The organism is Chromobacterium sp. CCUG 30098 (assembly GCF_059916605.1).
In genome coordinates, this window is record NZ_JAUCGS010000004.1 from 254,173 (window position 1) to 272,405 (window position 18,233).

The window sequence follows — 18,233 nt, forward strand, 5'->3', positions numbered from 1 at the left end:
AGATGGTAAACAGCTTCCAAATTAATGCTGCGGTGTTAGTGCTGCTTGTCTTGGCCCCCGCCATGCGCTCTGGAGTAGGTGCTGAAGGTGCACATGGATAAAGTGTCCCAGATGATTTTAATCAGGGAGGTACAGCAATTGTCATCTTTCTGGTAGTAAGACAGCGAGTCAAAGTCGATATCGAATAAGTCGAATTCGTCACGTTGACTTTTCCCGGCTTGGGAGATTTTATTGGGGGCGTAGCCCAGCAAGTCCGTGCTCAGCAGGCCTTGTTCGCTGAGTTGCGCCAGGGTGTTTTTCTGGATGTTAAAGGCCAGTTTGCTCACCGAGGTAGGCGAATGGCAGCAGCAGATGCAAGCGCATAAGGGCAGCGTGTAGCCGGTGGTCAGCGGCCTATCCCGAGCGTCGGTGATGCCGGCCTCAAGCACCGCCGCCACCACCTCCGCGCAGTTGCCCAGGTTTTTTCCATTATTCTCCGTCATGAATTGGATCATTCTGTCTTGATCCAAGCCCAGCGCCGTTGGCGTTTTTTTTAATAGCGGCTTATGCGAGAAGGTCTTTTCATCGCCATGGCTGCCGCCAATGTCAATCAAGACATCATCGCCGCGACGCATGGTCATGGTGGGCGGCTTCATCTCCACTACCGAACCCATGCTCTGATGGGCTGGCGGCGGCCTGCTGATGGCGCTGGTTGGCGGGATGCCGATTTCCGGCGGCTTGCTTCTTAGAATGTGCGCCACTTCATTCTTGCTGGGGATGTAAATCACATGCCGGACCCGGATGTGCGCGGCTTTGGTGTTGGCCCAAAACTGGGTGATCTTATCCTTGGCGGTTCTGAGATGCATTGTTTGATGGCCGGCGGAGTATTGAAACTGATAGACCTCATGGTTTTGAGTGGTAATGGAAATGAGGCTGTGGTCTTGGCAGTCCCCATTCTTGCAACTGCAAAACATGGTGCCCGAGCCACCACTGAGGGTCATAACAGTAATCATGCGGCCTCCCTGTGTTTGCTTCCAATGAGCTAATACTCAGCTGGGTGCTGCTTAAACCATCACATCGGTTCTAAATTTGTTCTGCCATCTTGCTAACTAGGGTGGAAGAGCTTTGTTTAGCGTCAGCATGCTGTAACTGAAGCCGGCCAAGGTGAAACTACCCAGTGCGTTCAGCGCCTCGTCGCCGGACAGGCTGTCCGGGTAGAGCTCTTTCAGCACGGAGGCGCTGAGCGAGAGCGGGGTGGTTTTGTCGGAGGGGCGGAGCATGGTGGTTTAGTGGATTGCGTTTATTTTATGCGTGAATAGGAAAGCCCAAGGTTATGTCGCTTTTGGATGGTGAATGGTAAACGTTGGGCTTCATTGCATTTAGCCCAACCTACGGCCCTTAGTATTTCCGTAGGCTATAAAAATAAATAAATTGAGTGGAGCGTATTTCAGGTTCTTGGTGGTGAGTATATGTCCGCCTCTAGCACAGGAGCTTCTTTTGTGTTCTATCTTAATTTGAGTTGGCATAGTTGGCTCGTCTTAAATGAAGTCATCGTCACCTAAATTCGAGTTGAGCGATTCTCCGGTTATTTTTTTGTAGACTTCTGCCGCAAAGGTTTGGCAATCTGCTTGGTCGTAGTATGGTCTAGCATTTTTTGTTTCTGAAAATGCAATAAAAACGGTTTTTGTGTTTATTTTTTTGTCGGTTATTTTCTTTTCATGTAGTACATTTTTTGCATATTTCCCTGTATCTATAGCATCTAATTGAAGGGTGTCCTCCCCATTTGTTCTTGATACCCTTATATTTATTGAATTTTCTAGAAAAATCATTAGCTCATGATGAACGCCGGTTGTGTAGGAGTCTCCTCGTAGTTGTATTTTGTTTATGGGCACTTCTTTTATTGCATGGTAGCGTGACTGCTTAGCCTTAAGAAGTGTAGAATTTTTTTCGCGCGTACTACCTATGCCTGAAAAAAAGAAGTCATCATCCATGTTGTTCTTTCTAGAAAAATGTTGGTGAATTGTATTTCACTGGTCAGTGTTCGTGGATAAATAAAAAGCCTTCATTGCCCTTGCTGTTTCTATCTAAATAGCCTGTTCTTGATAGTCAAAGGGGCGGGTAGGGTAGCTTTAGTGTCGATAGGGTGAGGCATTGGTTTGTCTCATAAGTGAGAAATATCTATCTGTGCCATCGAGGCCAACTGCACTAGCTACGTAAAGAAAATTGTGTCTTTTTCCGAACGACTAGCATGCATTTGGGGCTTGCTGATCATGAGGCCGTGTATTTTTATAAATGGGGCTCTTCGAAAAATCATTACTCCACTTTCAAATGAGTCTTTTTCGCATGAATAGCACCATGCATCTGCTATCTCGATGCCAATCGTAAGCGGACGACTAAACTGATTCGCCATGTTTGGGTTCGTGGTGTATTCAACTATCGCGTTGTCTCCTGTGTGATTCTTCTGCATAAAGTAGATCCAGGCGGAGTCTTGGGAGTAACGGGTTTCGCCATCGGTTCCTTTTTGTACATCACAGGCGTCCTTAGGCGGCTTGGCTGGAACTTCATTGGGTATGGGGGCGAACCCGCCAGCAGTTTTGTAGGTCAGTATTGCCACAGCTTCAGCGTAACTATTCAGTCCTCTGAGTAAGTTCATGTGCATATCTCCTAGGGTTCCAACACCCACTCCGCCAACTTCCCCGTCACCTGCGCCATCAACACGTTCTCGATATCCCGCGCGCCGGCAGAGCTGCATTTAGCCAAAACCGCTTTCACAATGGCCGGGTCGAAGTCGAATTGTTTCCCTGTCGCCGCCTTATAGCGGGCTTGCAGTTTTTCCAGCTTATTGATCACGATGTTTTCCAATGTGCGTTCCGCCAATGGCGGATAGGGCACCACGGTCATGCGGGCGAGGAAGGCGGGGCGGAAGGCTTGTAACAGCGTTTTGCGCAGGCGTTCGTCGAACTGCTGGGTGGCGAGTTGTTCGCCTGGCGTGGTTTGCAATAGCTCCGCCCCCACATTGCTGGTGGCCAGGATGATGGTGTTGTTGAAGTCCACCGTCAGGCCGGTGCCGTCTTCCATCTGGCCTTTGTCGAACACGTTGTAGAAGGCTTCCAGCACGTCCGGGTGGGCTTTTTCGACTTCGTCCAGCAGCACCACGCTGTAGGGCTTGCGCCGCACCGCTTCAGTCAGCACGCCGCCCTGGCCGTAGCCGACGTAGCCGGGCGGCGCGCCCTTGAGTTGGCTGACGCTGTGGGCTTCCTGGTATTCCGCCAGGTTGACCACGATCAGATTGCGTTCGCCGCCGTAGAGGGCGTCGGCCAGCGCGTAGGCGGTTTCGGTTTTGCCCACGCCGGTGGGGCCGAGCAGCAGGAACACGCCCACCGGTTTGCCGGGGTCGGTCAGGCCGGCGCGGTAGGCCTGGATGCGTTGGGCGATCTTGCCCAGAGCGGCTTGCTGGCCGATCACGCGCTGGCCCATGCGCTGGGCCAGGGTGCGGATGGCGTAGGCTTCGTCGGCCAGCATCTTGCCCACCGGGATGCCGGTCCAGCCGGCGATGACGGCGGCCACGGCCTTGGAATCCACATGCTCCGGCACCAGGGGGTCGTCCTGGCGCAGCGCGTCCAGGCCGGCTTCCAGCCGCGCCAGTTGTTCCGCCAGCCGCAGCGCCGGGTCCGCGGCTTCGTCCTCGTCGGCGGTCGCGGTCTCGTCTTCCGCTTCTTCCAGCAGCAGCGGCGGTTCGCCGGCGGGCAGCTCGGGTTCGTTGGCCAGGAAGTCCAGCAGTTGCTGGCGGGTGCGCAGGATTTCGCGCACCGCGCGCAATTCGTCCTGCCAGCGCACGGTCAGTTCGCGCATGGCTTGCAGCTGGCGCGCGCTGTCTTGGCGCAGCGCGGCGATGCGGGCGGCGTGGTCCAGGCCGGTGGCCTGTTCGTTCAGCAGCCGCTCCAGTTCCTCGTCCAGCATGGCCTGGCGGTGGCGCAGGTTTTCCAGCTGCGGCGGCTGGTCGTGCTGGGCCAGCGCCACGCGGGCGCAGGCGGTGTCCAGCACGCTGATGGCCTTGTCCGGCAGCTGGCGGCCGGAGATGTAGCGGTGGGACAGCTTGACCGCGTCGTGGATGGCGGCGTCCAGGATGCGCACGCCGTGGTGTTGTTCCAGCCGGGCGGCGACGCCGCGCAGCATGGCCACGGCGCGGTCTTCGTCCGGTTCTTCCACTTGCACCGGCTGGAAGCGCCGCGCCAGCGCCGGGTCGCGTTCGAAGTATTTCTTGTATTCCTGCCAGGTGGTGGCGGCCACGGTGCGCAGTTCGCCGCGCGCCAGCGCCGGCTTGAGCAGGTTGGCGGCGTCGCTGTGGCCCTCGGCCGCGCCGGCGCCCACCAGGGTGTGGGCTTCGTCGATGAACAGGATGATGGGCCGGGCGGCGGCGCGGATGTCGTCCATCACGCTTTGCAGCCTTTGTTCGAACTCGCCTTTGAGCCCGGCGCCGGCTTGCAGCAGGCCCAGGTCCAGCGCCAGCAGGCCGACGCCGGCCAGCGCCGGCGGCACTTCCTCGTGGGCGATGCGCAGCGCCAGGCCTTCCGCCACCGCGGTTTTGCCCACGCCGGGCGCGCCCACCAGGATGGGGTTGTTCTGGCGGCGGCGCAGCAGGATGTCCAGGCATTGGCGGATTTCGCCGTCGCGGCCGACGATGGGGTCGATGCGGCCGGCGCGGGCGTCGGCCACCAGGTCGTGGGTGAAGCGCGCCAGCGCGCCGGCCGGTTCCGCCGCGGCGGCGGACGGGGCTTCGCGCGAGGCGGCGGCCCAGGCGTCCAGTTGTTCGCTCAGCGGCTGGCGCGGCGCGCGCAGCAGGCAGGGCGCGCCGATCAGCAGCAGATTGCGCAGCTCGTCGCGCTCCAGCAGGGTGAGCAGCAGCAGGCCGGAGCGGATGCTGGCCTGCTGGCGCAGCGTGGCCAGCAGCAGCGCTTCCTTGAGCCAGGCCACGGTGTGGCTGGAGAAGGCCGGGGCGCGGGTTTCGCCGCGCTTGAACTGGTCCAGGCTGCGGCGCAGCTCCGCGCTCAGTTGGTCTGTGCTCAGGCCCAGCTTGGGCAGCAGCAGCGGCAGGTCGCCGTTGGGCAGTTCCAGCAGCTCCAGCAGCACGTGTTCGATTTCCACGTAGTAGTGGCTTTGTTGCAGGCAGCGCTGGGCGGCCAGCTCCAGCGCCTTGCGGCAGCTGGGGTTGAGGCGGGCCACCAGTTCGGACAGTTCGGCGCTCATGCCGGGTCCTCGCCGGCCGGGGGCGGCCGTTGCAGCCGGGTGTCCAGCTGTCGCGCTCCGCCGGGGCCGCCCAGCCAGCTGTCCCAGCTCAGCCGCGGCGCGGCGCGGGCTTGCAGTTTGAGCGCGGCGGCCGGCGCTTGCCACAGCAGGCTGAGCTGGATGTCCAGGTCCGGGCCGAAGTAGAAGTCCGCCAGCGCGGCCAGCGCGCGGTGGCGTTCGCCGCCGGGCAGGAAGGCGCGGTAGCCGGCCGGGTCCAGCGGGCCCACGGTCAGGCGGATGCCGGCGTGTTCGTCCCAGGCGCGGCGGCCGGCCAGCGCGCCCTGGCCCAGCGCGGCGTTGCGGCCGTGGGAGCCGATGCTGGTGCGGCTGGCCGGCGGGATCTCGCGCCAGCCGCCGGCGTAGGGGCTGGCTTGCACCGGCGCGGTCAGGTGGCGGCTGGCCAAGGCGGCGAAGCCGGCCAGCGAGCGGCGGCGGTCCGCCAGCAGGGCGGCGCGGGCCAGCAGCGCGGCGTCCGGCACCGCCTGGCGTTGTTGCAGGCCGGCGGGCAGCAGGCCGCACAGGCTGAGCAGCAGCGGCCGCGCCGGGCTGAGCCGCGGCGCGGCGAAGCTGGGCGCCAGCCGGTATTTGCGCTGGGCGCGGTAGAGCAGGGCCAGCAGCCGGTGTTGGAACAGTTGCAGGAATTCCGCCGGCGCGTGGTCTTTGTCCTGGCGGCGCTGTTGCAGCCATTCCTGGTAGGCGTAGGGCAGCGGGCCGTCCGGGCCGCCCAGGCCGAAGGATTCGACATCGAGCGCCGGCTGGCCGTCTTGCGCGTCGCCGCCCAGCGCGCCCGGTTCCAGCGCGCTCAGTTCGCTGGCGGCGAAGGCGGGCAGCAGCGGGCCGCGCAGCCGCAGCGCCTCGCGCGCCGGGTCCGCGCCCTGGCCCAGCGGCGCGGCTTGCGGCGTTAGCCGTTCCAGCAGCATCACCGCCTGGGCGAATTCAAAGCCCTGCGGCCGCGTCAGCAGCCGCTCGGCTACAGAACCAGGCTGGGGCCGGGCGGGGGCTGCCATGTCTGGATCTCCTGTTGCTGGTGGACGAGTCGGGTGCGCACGAAGCGGTTGGCGTGGGCGTAGAGGGCGAAGAAGTGGGCGAGCACGGCGGCGAACAGCACGCGGCTGCCGCCGGCGAAGCAGGCCGGGTCCAGCTCCAGCGTCAGCAGCAGGCCGTTGCGCCAGCCGCGCCAGGCGTCGGCGCCGACGTGGTCGACGATGCGTTCGCTGCCAAGCGCGACGATGCCTTCGATCTGGCGGCGCGCGGCCGGCTGTTCGCCCAGATTGTGCAGCGCCAGCATTTCGCGCAGCGCGGCCAGCGCTTGCGGGCCTTCGCTCAGCGACAGGTGGTTGAGGCTGAGCTGGGACACCAGTTTCCAGCGCGAGGCGCCGTCCAGCGCGGCTTCGGTTTGCGGCCGCGGCGGGCGCAGCAGCCGCGCCTGGCCCACCGGGCCGGGCAGTTCGAACATCAGCGGCGCGCCGGCCGGCAGTTGCTCGGCCAGGTGGCGGTTGGTGCACAGCAGCTCGGCGGTGAGGCTGAGCTCGCTGGCGGCCAGCGGGTCGAAATCGGCGTCCACCAGGGTGAGCAGCATGTCGCTGCCGGGGCGCAGGCGGTTGAGGCCGCGCACGCGGCGCGCGTGCCAGTAGCGGCCGTCGCCGCCCTCGCCGTGGCTGCAGGCGAAATAGGGGGCGATGCGGCGCGCGCCGTCCGGGCCGGCGGCGCGCAGCTGGCGGATGGAGTGGATTTCCACGCTGTGGTCGCGGTGGGCGTCGGCCACCAGCAGGTATTCGCTGCGGCTGCCGTCCGGGCGCAGCGGCTCCGAGGTGTGCGGAAACAGATTGATCACCGGCGCGCAGCCCAGCGCGATGTCGCCGTGCTGGATGCCCAGGCGGCCGGCCGGCGCGCGCTCAAAGGCGATGACGATTTCCAGCTGCCGTTCCGCCTGGCGCGGCAGGCTCAGCGGCAGGTCGAAGAAGGCGAATTTTTCCGGGCAGGCGAAGTATTCGGCCAGCAGCGCGTGTGCCGGATGCACGCCGTCTTCGGCCGGCAGCAGCGCTTCGTCGGCGCCAAAGCCGCAGGCGCGCGGCAGCGCGCCGGGGCGGATGGAGGGCGCGAGGCCGGGCCGCTCCGGCAGCCGGCAGCTGATTTGCAGGCTGTGGGCGGACAGCAGGTCGTAGAGCGCGGCGGCGTTGAGCGGGGAGCCGGCCAGGTGGATGCGCAGGCTGTTCAGCGGCAGCGCGCCCAGCGGTTCCGGCCCCAGTTTCTCCAGCCGCAGCACCAGGGCGGCGCGCGCCTGGGCCAGGCCGCTGGCGGCCTGGGCTTCGTCCTCGGTCAGCAGGCTGGCGGCGGCGAGCCGCAGCGGCCACAGGGTGACGGCGGCGCTGGTGCGAAAGCGCAGGCTGTCGCCGGCGGTGGTGGCCACGAACAGCGGGGTGCCGCGCTCGATGCGGTAGCCGGCGTCCAGCTTGCCCTTGTCCGGGTCCGGTTCGAAGCGGGCGATGGCGCAGGAGGGCATGGGCCGCAGCGCGTGCGGGTAGAGCTGTTCCAGCAGCGCGTCGGTGAGTTCGGAGTAGTCGTCGTCCAGCCGGCGTTGCAGGCGAGCGCACAGCAGGGCGAAGCCTTCCAGCAGCCGTTCCACTTGCGGGTCCGGGCATTCGCCGTCGCTCAGTTGCAGGCGGTGGGCCACCTTGGGGTAGCGTTGGGCGAATTCGCCGCCGGCGTGGCGCAGGTAGGCGAGTTCGCGTTGGTAGTAGTCCAGCAGGCGCGGGTCCAGCGATTCCATCAGCCGGCGTCCTCGCAGGCGGTCAGCCGCGCGCCGGACGGGTCCAGCTCGGCGACGAAGGCGGCCGGCCAGCGGCTGCCCTCGGCCTGGAGTTCGCCGTCTATGCGCACGCTGAGGAGCAGGCCGCGGCCCGGCACGGTGTCCACGCTGACGCGCGGCGCGGCCAGCCGGGGTTCGAAGCTGCGTATCGCCTGGCGGATCTCGCGCGCCAGCCGCTGGCGGTCTTCGGCGCGCTCCGGGTGCAGCGCGCTCCAGTCCGCCACGCCGTAGTCGATGACGCTGAGTTCGGCCAGGTAGGGCTGTGCCGCGCGGCGGCTGGACAGCAGCCGCGCCAGTTCCGCCCGCACCGATTCTTGCAGCCGGCGGCGGTCCACCCGCAGCAGCGGCTCGGCCTCCAGCCGCTGGCGCGGTTCGGCGTCGGCCAGCAGTTCGAACAGACCCGGGCGAAACTGGGCGGCTTGGCGCATCGCGGTATCCTAAAAGTGCATGGGCCATGGAAAAACGCTTGGCCCCGAAACCCACGTAAAGACAGGAAAGAAATCTTTCTTGCCACGGAAGCGCACGGAAAACACGGAACAAGACAACAGCCGTGGTCATCGCTCACGCAAGCCAGGCGCCGCCTTTGGGTTTGTCCGTGTTTTTCCGTGGCTAAGCCACAAAACCCACGTTAAAGACACGAAAAAATCTTCTTTGCCACGGAAGCGCACGGAAAGCACGGAACAAGACAACACCCGTGGTCATGAAGTCCATGCAAGCCCGATGCTTCCTTTGGGTTTGTCCGTGTTCTTCCGTGTGCTGCCGTGGCCAAAAGACCCCGGAACGCCCGCTGTGCTTATGGGCTTCCGCGGCGGATTCAATCGACTTATTTGGAGTACTTGTTGGCGGCCAGGTCCCACACCGCGGCGGCGTTGCCGTCCTTGGCGCCGGTGTCTTTCTGGGTGGTCAGCTCCCACTTGATCTTGGTGAAGTTGAGCGAGAGGTTTTCCACCGGCTTGCCGCCGGTGCCGCCGCTGACGCTGACGTTGGACAGGATGGCGTTGGTCAGGGTGTAGACGATGTAGGGCAGCACCTTGCCGCTGCTGTCCGCCGCGTTGCGGCCGATGGTGATCTTGACCTCGGGGATGTTCTTGCCCTGGCAGCAGTAGGCGTTGAGTTCCGGCGTGGATTTGTCGGTGAACTTGGTCAGGCTGAATTCGCCGATATGCGGCTTGCCGGAGGTGCGTTCGGTGTTGCTGACGTCGTTGGTCACCTGCATGGCCACGTTGTGGCTGTAGGACAGCACTTCGATCTTGTCGGTGTAGCCTTCCAGCTTGCACTCGCCCTTGATGTCGCTGCCCAGGTCCAGAATGATGGCGTCCATTGCTATGTGTTCTCCGTGTTATGAGAAGTATTGGGCCCGCCGCGCGGCGGGCCCTTGGTGTGGCGTCAGGCGGCGGCCGGCGGCGGCAGCTCCGCCACCAGGCGGATGGACGCGGTCAGCTCTTCCAGCTGGAAGTGCGGGCGCAGGAAGACGGTGGCGCGGTAGGCGCCGGGCTTGCCCGGCACTTCGGTCACGTCCACCCGCGCTTCGCGCAGCGGGTACTGGGCCTTCACTTCCTGCGGCGCGTTGTCGTTGACCAGCACGTAGTCCGCTATCCAGTTGTTCAGATAGGTTTCCACATTGTCGCGGGTCAGGAAGCTGCCGATCTTGTCGCGCATGATCACCTTGATGTAGTGGGCGAAGCGCGAGGCGGCCAGCACATAGGGCAGCATCGCGGAGATGCGCGCGTTGGCGTTGGCGGCGTTGGTGTTGTAGACCTTGGGCTGGTTGGCGCTCTGGCCGCCGAAGAACACCGCCAGATCGGTGTTTTTCTTGTGACACAGCGCGATGAAGCCCAGGCCGTCCAGTTCTTTCTCGCGGCGGTCGGTGATGGCGATCTCGGTCGGGCATTTGAGCGCGATGTCGCCGGACACGGTGCCGAAGGTGTGGGCCGGCAGGCCTTCCACCGCGCCGCCGCCTTCCACGCCGCGGATGGCCGCGCACCAGCCGTATTTGGCGAAGGCGTCGGTGATGCGCTGGCCCAGCGCGTAGGCGGCGTTGCCCCACAGGTATTTGCCGTGGTCGGTGCCGTTGACGTCTTCCACGTAGTTCATGCCCTCGGTGGGCTTGGTGTCCGGGCCGTAGGGCAGGCGCAGCAGGATGTGCGGCAGCACCAGGCTGACGTAGCGGGAGTCCTCGCTGGCGCGGAAGGAGCGCCATTTGATCAGCTCGGCGCTTTCAAAAGCCTTGGACAGGTCGCGCGGCACCGCCAGTTCGGTGAAGCTGCTCATGTCGAACAGGCGCGGGCTGGCGGCGGAGATCAGCGGCGCGTGCGCGGCGGCGGCCACATTGGACAGCTTTTCCAGCAGCGCCACGTCCTGCGGATGGCGGCCAAACTCGTAATCGCCGATCAGCAGGCTGATGGGGTGGCCGCCGAAGGTGCCGTACTCTTCCTCGTAAATCTTCTTGAACAGCGCGCTCTGGTCGAATTCCACCGCTTTTTCCAGATCGTTCTGCAGCTCGTCCTTGGTGGCGTTGAGCAGGCGCAGCTTCAGGCGGCTGCTGGTTTCAGTGTTCATCACCAGGAAGTGCAGGCCGCGCCAGGAGGCTTCCATCTTCTGCACGTCCGGGTGGTGCAGGATGTTGTTGAGCTGCTTGCTCAGCAATTGGTCGATGATGGCGATGCGGTGGTTGATCATGGCCACGGTGTCTTTGTCGATGGCCATGCCTTCGTCCAACACCTGGGTGGCGAATTCGGACAGCAGGTCCTTGGCGTACTCCTGCTGGATGTCGTCGTGGGCCATGCGGCCTTCCTGGATGATGCGGTCCAGCAGCGACAGCGAGGCGGCGTCGCCGCTGGGCGCTTCGGCTTGGGTCTTAGCCATGAGATGTCTCCGGTATCAGGGGGTCGGGCGGGGCGTCAGGCGGCCGGCGGCGCGTCCGGCGCCGGCGCGGCTTCCGCGGCGGCCGGGGCCTCCGGGCGGGCGCTCTTGATCTTTTGCAGTTCCTCGGTGTTGGCCACCACGTCCTGCAAGAGCTTGTCCAGTTCGTCGTTGCCGTCCAGCTTGGTCAGCAGGTCGCGCAGCTTCTGGCGCGCTTCGTACAGCCGGCGCAGCGGGGTGACTTGCTTGACGATGTTGACCGGGTCGAAGTCGTCGAAGTGGTTGAACTTCAGCTCCACATTGAGCTTGCTGCCGTCGTCGGACAGCGCGTTGTCCACCTGGGCGGTGACGCGCGGCGTCAGCGAGGCCAGCACGGCGTTGAAGTTGTCGCGGTCTATCTCCACGAAGCGGCGCTCGCTGAGCTTGGGCAGCGGCTGCTCCTGCTTGCCGGCCAGGTCCGCCATGATGCCTACCACCAGCGGCAGCTCCCGTTTTTCCAGGGCGTTGCCGATTTCCACGTCATACGTGATTTGCACGCGGGGCGGACGAATCCGGTCCAGCTTGTGCTGTGTGCTCTCTGCCATAACAGACCTCGATCGGTTGGGAAGCTGGGGACGCCGACGGCGGGCCGCGTATCCGGTCCGCTTGGGCGAAACTGCATGATTGTCAGACCATTGTTGCCCGGCCGGGCCTGGTCGTTCTTTTCCATTGAAGCCGGCTCAAGCCGCCGCATGGAAGCCCTTTTTGCTGACAAATGCTTGCAACTTGCATTTTTCAATGACCATGGCTTAACAATTCCTATAGAACTGTCGGCGTTTTTTTGCCAATATTATTTGCAATGGATAATGGCGTCGGGGTGATGCGGATGCGCAACGGGTATCTGGCTGGGCTGTTCTGCGCTTTGGCTTTGGGCTTGGGCGGGTGCTCGTCGCTGGGCTTCGGCCCCTCGGTCAAATTGCAGGCGGCCACGCTGGACGTGGTCAGCATGGCCAACGACGACACGCCGCTGGCGGTGGACTTCGTCGCCGCCAAGGACCCGGAGCTGTACAAGCTGCTGCTGGGGCTGCCGGCGGCCAAGTGGTTTGAGCAGCGCGAGCAGCTGCTGCGCGACTACCCGGCGGATCTCAAGGTGTGGGAGCTGGAGCTGGTGCCGGGCCAGCATCTGGAAACCGAGGACGTGCCGATACGGGGCGAATCCGCGGCCGGCCTGCTGGTGTACGCCAGCTACGCCGGACCGGGCATGCACCGGCTGAGCCTGGACGCGCGCAAGAAGGTCTGGCTGCGCTTTGAAAGCAAGAATATGCGGCTGATGGAGCCGTAGCGGGGGGAGAGCGGTTTGAAAGCAGTGCCACAGGCGGTGTGTTGGTACGAGGGGATGCAGTTGCTGCCCCAGCATTTTCAATGGCAGGCGCTGAGGGCGGACGGGGTGTCCGCGGCGCTGGCGGCGGCGGCCCAGCCGCTGTATTGGGGCGTGCTGGAGCTGGAGCTGGACGAGGCGGCGCTGGCCGGCGGCGTGGCGCGGGTGTCCGCGCTGGAGGCGGTGTTGCCGGACGGCTTGCCGCTGCGCTTCGACGCCGGCGACGGCGCGGCGCTCAGCTGCGACGTGACGGCGGCCGCGGCGGAGGCGCCGGGCCGCACGGTGACGGTTTACCTGGCTTTGCCGCCCCTGTGGCGCGCCGGCCGGCTGGACCCGGCCGCCGGGCGTTTCCGCTCGGAAAACAGCGAGGCGGTGCCGGATTTGAGCAGCGGGGAGAACCCGGCCAGCCTGACGCTGTGGCGGCCGGACATCCGCCTGGTCACCGAGGCCGAACGCGCCGACATGATCTGCCTGCCGCTGTTGCGCATCGCCCAGCAAGGCGGCGGCTTTGCCCGCCGCGCCTACGCGCCGCCGTCGCCGCGGCTGCTGCCGGACAGCCTGCTGGGGCGCAAGGTGGCGGCGCTGTGCGCCAAGGCGCGCGAAAAATGCGTCTTCCTCAGCGGACGTCTGCGCCAGGCCAAGGAGGCCGGCAAGGACGACGATATCGACGAAATCCGCCGCCAGCTGGCGGCGCTGTGGGCGCGGCTGCCGGAGACGGAAGCCGCGCTGGGCAGCCGCGCCGCCCATCCGGCCGCCCTGTTCGGCCTGCTGGCCGGCATGGCCGGCTCGCTGACCGCGCTGGACCCGGGCGCCGGCGCGCCGGTGTTCCCGGCTTTCAATTACCAGGAACTGCTGGCCAGCTACGAGCCGCTGCTGAACTGGCTGTCCGCCGCGCTGGACCGGGTGCGCGCCGGTTACCGCAGCCTGCCGTTCAACCGCGACGAAGAAGGTTTCTGGATCGTCTTGCCGGAGGCCGCGCGCGATAGCGGGCGCTTGATCGTGGGCCTGCGCATGCCCGGCGGCGCACCGGATTCCGCCGCCCAGCAATGGCTGGGCCAGGCCATCATCGCCTCCGAATCCCATGTGGCCACGCTGGCGCGCCAGCGCATGCGCGGCTTGTCCTTCCAGCCGCTGGACCGCGCCGAACAAGTGGCTTACAGCGTGGGCGACGACACCCGGCTGTTCGCCGTGCTGGCCAACGGCGATTGGCTGCAAGCGGATCAGCCGCTGAGGATGACGCTGCCGGCCGGCGGCGCGGCGCTGGAGCCGTGGGAGGCGCTGCTCTTCGTCGCGGACCCGCGCGAGGACGCCGAGGGAGAACGCCATGCTGGATAGCGCGCTGTCCCAGCCGCTGGGGGCGCTGGCGCAAGCGCCGCTGAGCGCCACTTTCGAAGACGCTTACGCCGAATGGCTGCAAGTGTTCCGGGAACTGGCCGGCGGCGGCCACAAGGCCGAAGCCGCCGCCGAACTGGCGGCCGAGCAGGGCGGGCTGCTGGCGCGGCGCTTGAGCCGCGCCGCCGGCGCGCGCGTGGGCGCGGCCGGGCAGAGCCAGATCGAGGCCTTGCAGTATCTGTTCGTCGCGCTGATAGACGAGCGGCTGTTGTTCGACGACTGGCCGGGGCAGAGCCTGTGGCAGGCCACGCCGCTGGAGCAGCGGCTGTTCGGCAGCCGCGCCGCCGGCGACAAGGTGCCGGCGCTGATCGAGCGGGTCTTGCGCGAGCGCGATCCGGCCGGGCGCGATCTGGCCAATGTCTGCCTGCAAACGCTGACCCTGGGTTTCTACGGCCGGCTGCGCGGGCCGGGCGGGCTGGCCCAGCACGAGGAATGGCGGCGCGAGCTGTTCGCCTTCGCCTACCAGCGCGACGCCGACATCCGCAGCCTGGCGCCGGCGCTGGAGCGCAGCAGCAATGTGCCGCCGCTGCGGCTGACGGTGCGGCGCATGCTGCCGGACGGCTTCCGGCTGGCCGTGGGCGTGGCCGCCATCCTGGTGGGCATGTCGGTGGTGGGGCACGCCTTCTGGCACGACATCGTGTCGCGGGTGGAGCCCATGCTGTACCGCGGGGCGGACGGGGACGGGCAGAGCAAATGACGATACAGACCCTAGCCGGCATTGTGCTGCTGACCCTGTTGATCCTGCTGGCGCTGGCGGCGCTGATCTGGTGGCTGCGGCGCGAGGCCGATCCGGCGCGGCGCAGCTTCCGCGGCTCGGTGCGCCGCTTTGAGCGCGAGATCGGCGCGGAAGACCGCTACCAGACCCCCTGGGTGCTGGCGGTGGGCGACCGGGTGCGCAATGTGGAGGCCTTGTGCGCCTCGCTGCAGCTGAAGAGCGAGGGCGAGGCCAATTGGTTCGGCCGCTGGTGGTACGGCGGGGACGGCGCGGTGCTGGTGATACCGGACGATATGTTCAGCCATCCGGAAGGCGCGCTGGCGCCGCTGTCGGCCTGGCGGCGGCTCTTGGGCGTGCTCTTGCGCAGCCGCGCCGCGCGGCCGCTGGACGCGCTGATCTGGACCGTGTCCGCCGGCCAGCTGTGGAGCGAGCACCTGGCGGTCAGCGCCGGTCTGGCCGCGGCCAAGAAGTTTTCCGATCTGCAAAGACGGCTGGGCCTGAGCCTGCCCATCTATCTGGTGGTGACCGAGACCGAGCAGGCGCCGGGCTTCCTGGAGCTGGCGCAGGCGCTGCCGCGCGAAGCGCGCGACGCGATGCTGGGCTGGTCCTCGCCCTACGCCGCCAGCGCCGCCTATCAATCCGACTGGATAGAACAGGCCTTGACGCGGCTGCGGCTGACCCTGAGCGAAACCATAGCCGAATTCGGCGCCCTGCAAGGCGGCGTGTCCACGGATCTGTACCTGCTGCCGCGCAGCTTCGAGGCGGTGCGCGCCAATCTGCAGGCGTTGTGCGATCCGGTGTTCCGCGGCAACGCGCTGGGCGAGGCGCCGCAATTGCGCGGCATCTACTTCACCGGCGCCCAGGCCGCGCCGCAGGACGATCTGGAAGAAACCGTCGCGCCGCCGGCGCTGCCCCTGTTCGCCGGCCGGCTGCTGCGCCAGCGGGTGCTGGCGGAGCAGGGCCTGGCCCAACCGGTGCCGCGCATCCTGCGGCTGCGCCAGCGCTGGCACCGCTGGACCCTGGCCGGCATGGGCTTGTTCGCCGCCCTGTGGCTGGCCGGCATCAGCTGGTACTGGCACGCGGCCACCGACGACGCCGACGCGCTGGGCCGCCAGCTGCGCATTCTGCAACTGGACCGCGGCGGGCCGCGGCCGGAACTGGGCAACGACGCGGCGGCGCGGCAAAGCGTCGCCGCCTTCTGGCGCGCGCTCAAGGACGCGCCCTCGCGCCGTTTCGGCACCTTGCTGCTGCCCACCTCGCTGATGTCCCCGGTGGACGGCCGCATCGACGACACCATCGAATACGCGCTGCGCCGCTCGGTGATGCTGCCCTTGCAACAGCGGCTGCTGCGCGACGCCGAACAAGTGCGGCGCTTGGGCGAGGCCGGCGCGGACAGCGTCAGCGACGACACCGCCGCGCCGGAGAAATGGCCGGCCTATCTGCTGGCGCGGCAACTGGCCGGCGACGCGGTCAAGCTGGAACAGCGCGTCAACCAGTTCAACCACGCGGTGCGCGACGGCAACACCACGCTGGACGAGGCGGCGGAGCTGGCCAACGGCCTGTTCGGCCTCAGCCTGCGCGCGCCGCAGAACGCCCAGCGCGACAATCTGCGCCGCATCCTGCTGTCCAGCGATCAACTGGTGGCCGCGCCGATCGACCTCTCCAAGATCCGGCCGCAGGTGGGCGAACACTTCAGCGGCCTGATGCAAGCCTGGCTCGGCCAGCTCTACACCAATCAGACCTTTGACCTCACCGCCCAGCAATTGCAGAAACAGCTGCTGATGCTGGAGTCCGGCCAAGGCAACTCCTTGCCGGAACTGGACAGCGTGGCCGGCCACATCGGCCTGCTGCAAAGCCTGGTCAACGCCACCAACAGCGCCTGGAGCCGCGCCGCCGGCCAGGACCTGGTGCCCGGCTACAGCGCGATGCTGGACGGCGCGCGCCGCTCCAGCCTGATAGGGCGGGACGCGGTGGCGCGGGTGGTGGACCATTCCGCGGTGGCGCGCCAGGAATTCCGCAAGCGCTGGCTGGGCGGCGTGGGCGCCAGCTCGGCGCTGCTGGCGCAAGGGCCGTCCGGCGGCCTGGAGCTGCAGGACCAGGTGCTCAAGCTGAACGTGACCCTGGCCTCGCTGCTGAAGCAGGATTTCGTCGCCAGCGCGCGGGTGCAGGGCGAAAGCGGCCCGACGGCGGGCGGGCTGGCGAATATGGACGCCGACGCGATGACGGCGGCGCTGCGTCATTACGACGGCTACCAGAAATACCTGGCCGGCAGCGCCGGCCAGATGCCGCCGGCCTACCGCAAGGGCCTGGAGCGCGCCTTGCAGGACAGCGCGGCGCGGGCGATGTGGGCCGCCCTGAGCAGCCGCCGCGCCGAGCCGTCGGTTGGCCTGAACGGCGGTTCCATCGACGAGGGCAACGCCTTCGACGCCCAGGCCAAGGCCGCCACCCCGGTGCTGGCGGCGCTGGACGAACTGGCCCAGCCCGCCTTCCGCGACAGCGTGCTGCGCGAGATGGACCGGCGCGCGCTGCAATCCTTGCGCCACGCGGAGCGCAGCCTGCAAGGGCTGGGCTTGTACCAGCCGCTGCAGGGCAGCTTCCGCTGGTGGGACGGCTCGCGCAACGCCGGTGCCCGCGCCTTCCGCGCCGGCGGCGCGCGCGAGCTGCAGCAATACCTGGGCGCGCAGCTGGAGCTGGTGGGCAATCTGACCCAGGCCCAGGCGCCGGCGCTGAGCTGGCTGGCCTCGCACAAATCCTCGTTGCCGGTCAGCGACCAGCAATTGCAGCAACGCTGGCAAAGCGCCGCCGTCGAACTGCGCCACTACAAGGAAAAGGCCGCCAACAGCGCGCCGGCGGTGCTGGAAACCATGATCGTCAAGGATTTCAACGAGATGGACGTGGGCAATTGCCGCGCGGTGCTGGACCAGGTGGAGCTGCCGGCCGCCGGCAACGTCTTCTCCGACCGCGCCCAGACCCTGGTCAGCCTGGCCAGCGACCGCTGCGGCGCGCTGCGCACCCAGGCCGGCGCCGCCGCCTACCAGAAGCTGAGCGCCTTCTTCAATCAATACCTGGCCAACCGCTTCCCCTTCGCCGCCAAGCTGGCGGCGCCGGACGCCGCGCCGGAGCGGGTGGCGGAATTCATGCGCCTGATGGACGACAGCGGCGGGCTGGCGGCCGCCGGCCTGCAGGACCTCAAGTCTGGCCAGGCCCAGGCGGCGCGGCGCTTCCTGGACGCGGCCAAGGCGGCGCGCGCCTGGCTGGGCCCGATGTTCGCCCGCGAGGGCGGCGGACCGTGGCAGGGCGTGGACGTGGAAGTGCGCTGGCGCACCGACCGCGAACACGAACAGGCGGCGGACCAGGTGATCGAATGGACGCTGGCCAGCGGCGGCCAGCGCCTGCGCTACCCCGGCGGCGACGGCCAGCGCCTGCACTGGAACATCGGCCAGCCGGTGACGGCGACCCTGCGCTGGGCCAAGGAATCGCAACAGGCGCCGGTGGAGGATTCGACGCAAAGCGGGCTGACCGTGTTCGACCGGCTGGCCAGCTGGAACTACGGCGGACAATGGGGCTTGCTGCGCTTATTGCGCGAGAACAATTCGCCGCTGCGCACCAATAGCGTGGAAGGCGTCAACGATGTGGGCCTGATGCTGGCGCTGCCGGTGCGCAACCCGGCCTTGCTGGGCAACGGCGACGCGCAGATGTTTTTGCGGCTGACCTTGCAGGCGCCGGGCGGCAAGAGCGGCCTGGCCGTGGCCAGCCTGCCGTACGCCGCGCCGCCGTCGCCGTTCCGCGCGGCCGCCAATCCGCGGCTGGCCGCGATAGAGGGCAGCTGATGC

General features: G+C 66.4%; 15 protein-coding genes. 4 read left to right on the plus strand and 11 right to left on the minus strand.

All coding sequences use genetic code 11. The features are described from left to right. Nucleotides 1–35 precede the first annotated feature (35 nt). The 11 genes from QUG03_RS11590 to tssB form a co-directional block, all read right to left on the minus strand. Nucleotides 36–992, minus strand: coding sequence for a hypothetical protein (locus tag QUG03_RS11590; protein WP_500820043.1), 957 nt, complete (start codon nt 990–992; stop codon nt 36–38). Nucleotides 993–1,088: 96 nt separating this feature from the next. Then, complete coding sequence (locus QUG03_RS11595; RefSeq protein ID WP_500820044.1) at nt 1,089–1,259, minus strand: hypothetical protein; 171 nt, start codon at nt 1,257–1,259, stop codon at nt 1,089–1,091. Nucleotides 1,260–1,517: 258 nt separating this feature from the next. Next, the gene (locus QUG03_RS11600) at nt 1,518–1,970 is read right to left on the minus strand and encodes a hypothetical protein (RefSeq protein WP_486635506.1); all 453 of its coding nucleotides are present in this window, start codon (nt 1,968–1,970) and stop codon (nt 1,518–1,520) included. A 218-nt stretch (nt 1,971–2,188) separates the two neighbouring features. After that, the gene (locus QUG03_RS11605) at nt 2,189–2,632 is read right to left on the minus strand and encodes a hypothetical protein (protein ID WP_486635505.1); all 444 of its coding nucleotides are present in this window, start codon (nt 2,630–2,632) and stop codon (nt 2,189–2,191) included. Nucleotides 2,633–2,643: 11 nt separating this feature from the next. Beyond that, nucleotides 2,644–5,226 (minus strand): type VI secretion system ATPase TssH, encoded by a 2,583-nt coding sequence (tssH, locus tag QUG03_RS11610; protein WP_500820045.1) that lies wholly within the window; start codon nt 5,224–5,226, stop codon nt 2,644–2,646. Next, the gene (gene tssG, locus QUG03_RS11615) at nt 5,223–6,272 is read right to left on the minus strand and encodes a type VI secretion system baseplate subunit TssG (RefSeq protein WP_500820046.1); all 1,050 of its coding nucleotides are present in this window, start codon (nt 6,270–6,272) and stop codon (nt 5,223–5,225) included. Before tssG ends, tssH begins: the two co-directional genes overlap by 4 nt. Beyond that, the gene (tssF, locus tag QUG03_RS11620; RefSeq protein ID WP_253315697.1) at nt 6,236–8,035 is read right to left on the minus strand and encodes a type VI secretion system baseplate subunit TssF; all 1,800 of its coding nucleotides are present in this window, start codon (nt 8,033–8,035) and stop codon (nt 6,236–6,238) included. Before tssF ends, tssG begins: the two co-directional genes overlap by 37 nt. Beyond that, on the minus strand, nt 8,035–8,502 hold the full coding sequence (tssE, locus tag QUG03_RS11625; protein ID WP_107801837.1) for a type VI secretion system baseplate subunit TssE: 468 nt from the start codon (nt 8,500–8,502) through the stop codon (nt 8,035–8,037). The genes tssF and tssE overlap by 1 nt, the downstream gene beginning before the upstream one ends. Nucleotides 8,503–8,897: 395 nt before the next feature. Continuing rightward, nucleotides 8,898–9,395, minus strand: a complete 498-nt coding sequence (locus tag QUG03_RS11630) for an Hcp family type VI secretion system effector (RefSeq protein WP_048409970.1) — start codon at nt 9,393–9,395, stop codon at nt 8,898–8,900. A 65-nt stretch (nt 9,396–9,460) separates the two neighbouring features. After that, on the minus strand, nt 9,461–10,939 hold the full coding sequence (tssC, locus tag QUG03_RS11635; RefSeq protein WP_081545014.1) for a type VI secretion system contractile sheath large subunit: 1,479 nt from the start codon (nt 10,937–10,939) through the stop codon (nt 9,461–9,463). 35 nt (nt 10,940–10,974) lie between these two features. After that, a complete protein-coding gene (gene tssB, locus QUG03_RS11640; RefSeq protein ID WP_081545015.1) occupies nt 10,975–11,520 on the minus strand; it encodes a type VI secretion system contractile sheath small subunit in 546 nt (181 codons plus the stop codon). A gap of 281 nt (nt 11,521–11,801) precedes the next feature. Here tssB and QUG03_RS11645 point away from each other — a divergent pair, with 281 nt between their 5' ends. Genes QUG03_RS11645 through QUG03_RS11660 form a run of 4 tightly spaced genes read left to right on the plus strand, consistent with a single transcriptional unit; the run spans nt 11,802 to nt 18,230 of the window. Continuing rightward, a complete protein-coding gene (locus tag QUG03_RS11645) occupies nt 11,802–12,257 on the plus strand; it encodes a hypothetical protein (protein WP_227104085.1) in 456 nt (151 codons plus the stop codon). 24 nt (nt 12,258–12,281) lie between these two features. Continuing rightward, nucleotides 12,282–13,628: a type VI secretion system baseplate subunit TssK gene (gene tssK / locus QUG03_RS11650; RefSeq protein ID WP_500820130.1), complete on the plus strand. Its 1,347-nt coding sequence runs from the start codon at nt 12,282–12,284 to the stop codon at nt 13,626–13,628. Further along, a complete protein-coding gene (locus tag QUG03_RS11655; RefSeq protein ID WP_500820047.1) occupies nt 13,618–14,382 on the plus strand; it encodes a DotU family type IV/VI secretion system protein in 765 nt (254 codons plus the stop codon). Before tssK ends, QUG03_RS11655 begins: the two co-directional genes overlap by 11 nt. Next, nucleotides 14,379–18,230 carry a type VI secretion protein IcmF/TssM N-terminal domain-containing protein gene (locus QUG03_RS11660; protein ID WP_500820048.1) on the plus strand — a complete coding sequence of 1,284 codons (3,852 nt, stop codon included), beginning with the start codon at nt 14,379–14,381 and terminating at the stop codon, nt 18,228–18,230. Before QUG03_RS11655 ends, QUG03_RS11660 begins: the two co-directional genes overlap by 4 nt. Nucleotides 18,231–18,233: the final 3 nt, after the last annotated feature.

What these genes read in the sequence shown, in the direction of transcription:
- QUG03_RS11590 (WP_500820043.1), bottom strand. Translation starts at nt 992, where the DNA reads ATGATTACTGTTATGACCCTCAGTGGTGGCTCGGGCACCATGTTTTGC.
- QUG03_RS11595 (WP_500820044.1), bottom strand. Translation starts at nt 1,259, where the DNA reads ATGCTCCGCCCCTCCGACAAAACCACCCCGCTCTCGCTCAGCGCCTCC.
- QUG03_RS11600 (WP_486635506.1), bottom strand. Translation starts at nt 1,970, where the DNA reads ATGGATGATGACTTCTTTTTTTCAGGCATAGGTAGTACGCGCGAAAAA.
- QUG03_RS11605 (WP_486635505.1), bottom strand. Translation starts at nt 2,632, where the DNA reads ATGAACTTACTCAGAGGACTGAATAGTTACGCTGAAGCTGTGGCAATA.
- tssH (WP_500820045.1), bottom strand. Translation starts at nt 5,226, where the DNA reads ATGAGCGCCGAACTGTCCGAACTGGTGGCCCGCCTCAACCCCAGCTGC.
- tssG (WP_500820046.1), bottom strand. Translation starts at nt 6,272, where the DNA reads ATGGCAGCCCCCGCCCGGCCCCAGCCTGGTTCTGTAGCCGAGCGGCTG.
- tssF (WP_253315697.1), bottom strand. Translation starts at nt 8,035, where the DNA reads ATGGAATCGCTGGACCCGCGCCTGCTGGACTACTACCAACGCGAACTC.
- tssE (WP_107801837.1), bottom strand. Translation starts at nt 8,502, where the DNA reads ATGCGCCAAGCCGCCCAGTTTCGCCCGGGTCTGTTCGAACTGCTGGCC.
- QUG03_RS11630 (WP_048409970.1), bottom strand. Translation starts at nt 9,395, where the DNA reads ATGGACGCCATCATTCTGGACCTGGGCAGCGACATCAAGGGCGAGTGC.
- tssC (WP_081545014.1), bottom strand. Translation starts at nt 10,939, where the DNA reads ATGGCTAAGACCCAAGCCGAAGCGCCCAGCGGCGACGCCGCCTCGCTG.
- tssB (WP_081545015.1), bottom strand. Translation starts at nt 11,520, where the DNA reads ATGGCAGAGAGCACACAGCACAAGCTGGACCGGATTCGTCCGCCCCGC.
- QUG03_RS11645 (WP_227104085.1), top strand. Translation starts at nt 11,802, where the DNA reads ATGCGCAACGGGTATCTGGCTGGGCTGTTCTGCGCTTTGGCTTTGGGC.
- QUG03_RS11655 (WP_500820047.1), top strand. Translation starts at nt 13,618, where the DNA reads ATGCTGGATAGCGCGCTGTCCCAGCCGCTGGGGGCGCTGGCGCAAGCG.
- QUG03_RS11660 (WP_500820048.1), top strand. Translation starts at nt 14,379, where the DNA reads ATGACGATACAGACCCTAGCCGGCATTGTGCTGCTGACCCTGTTGATC.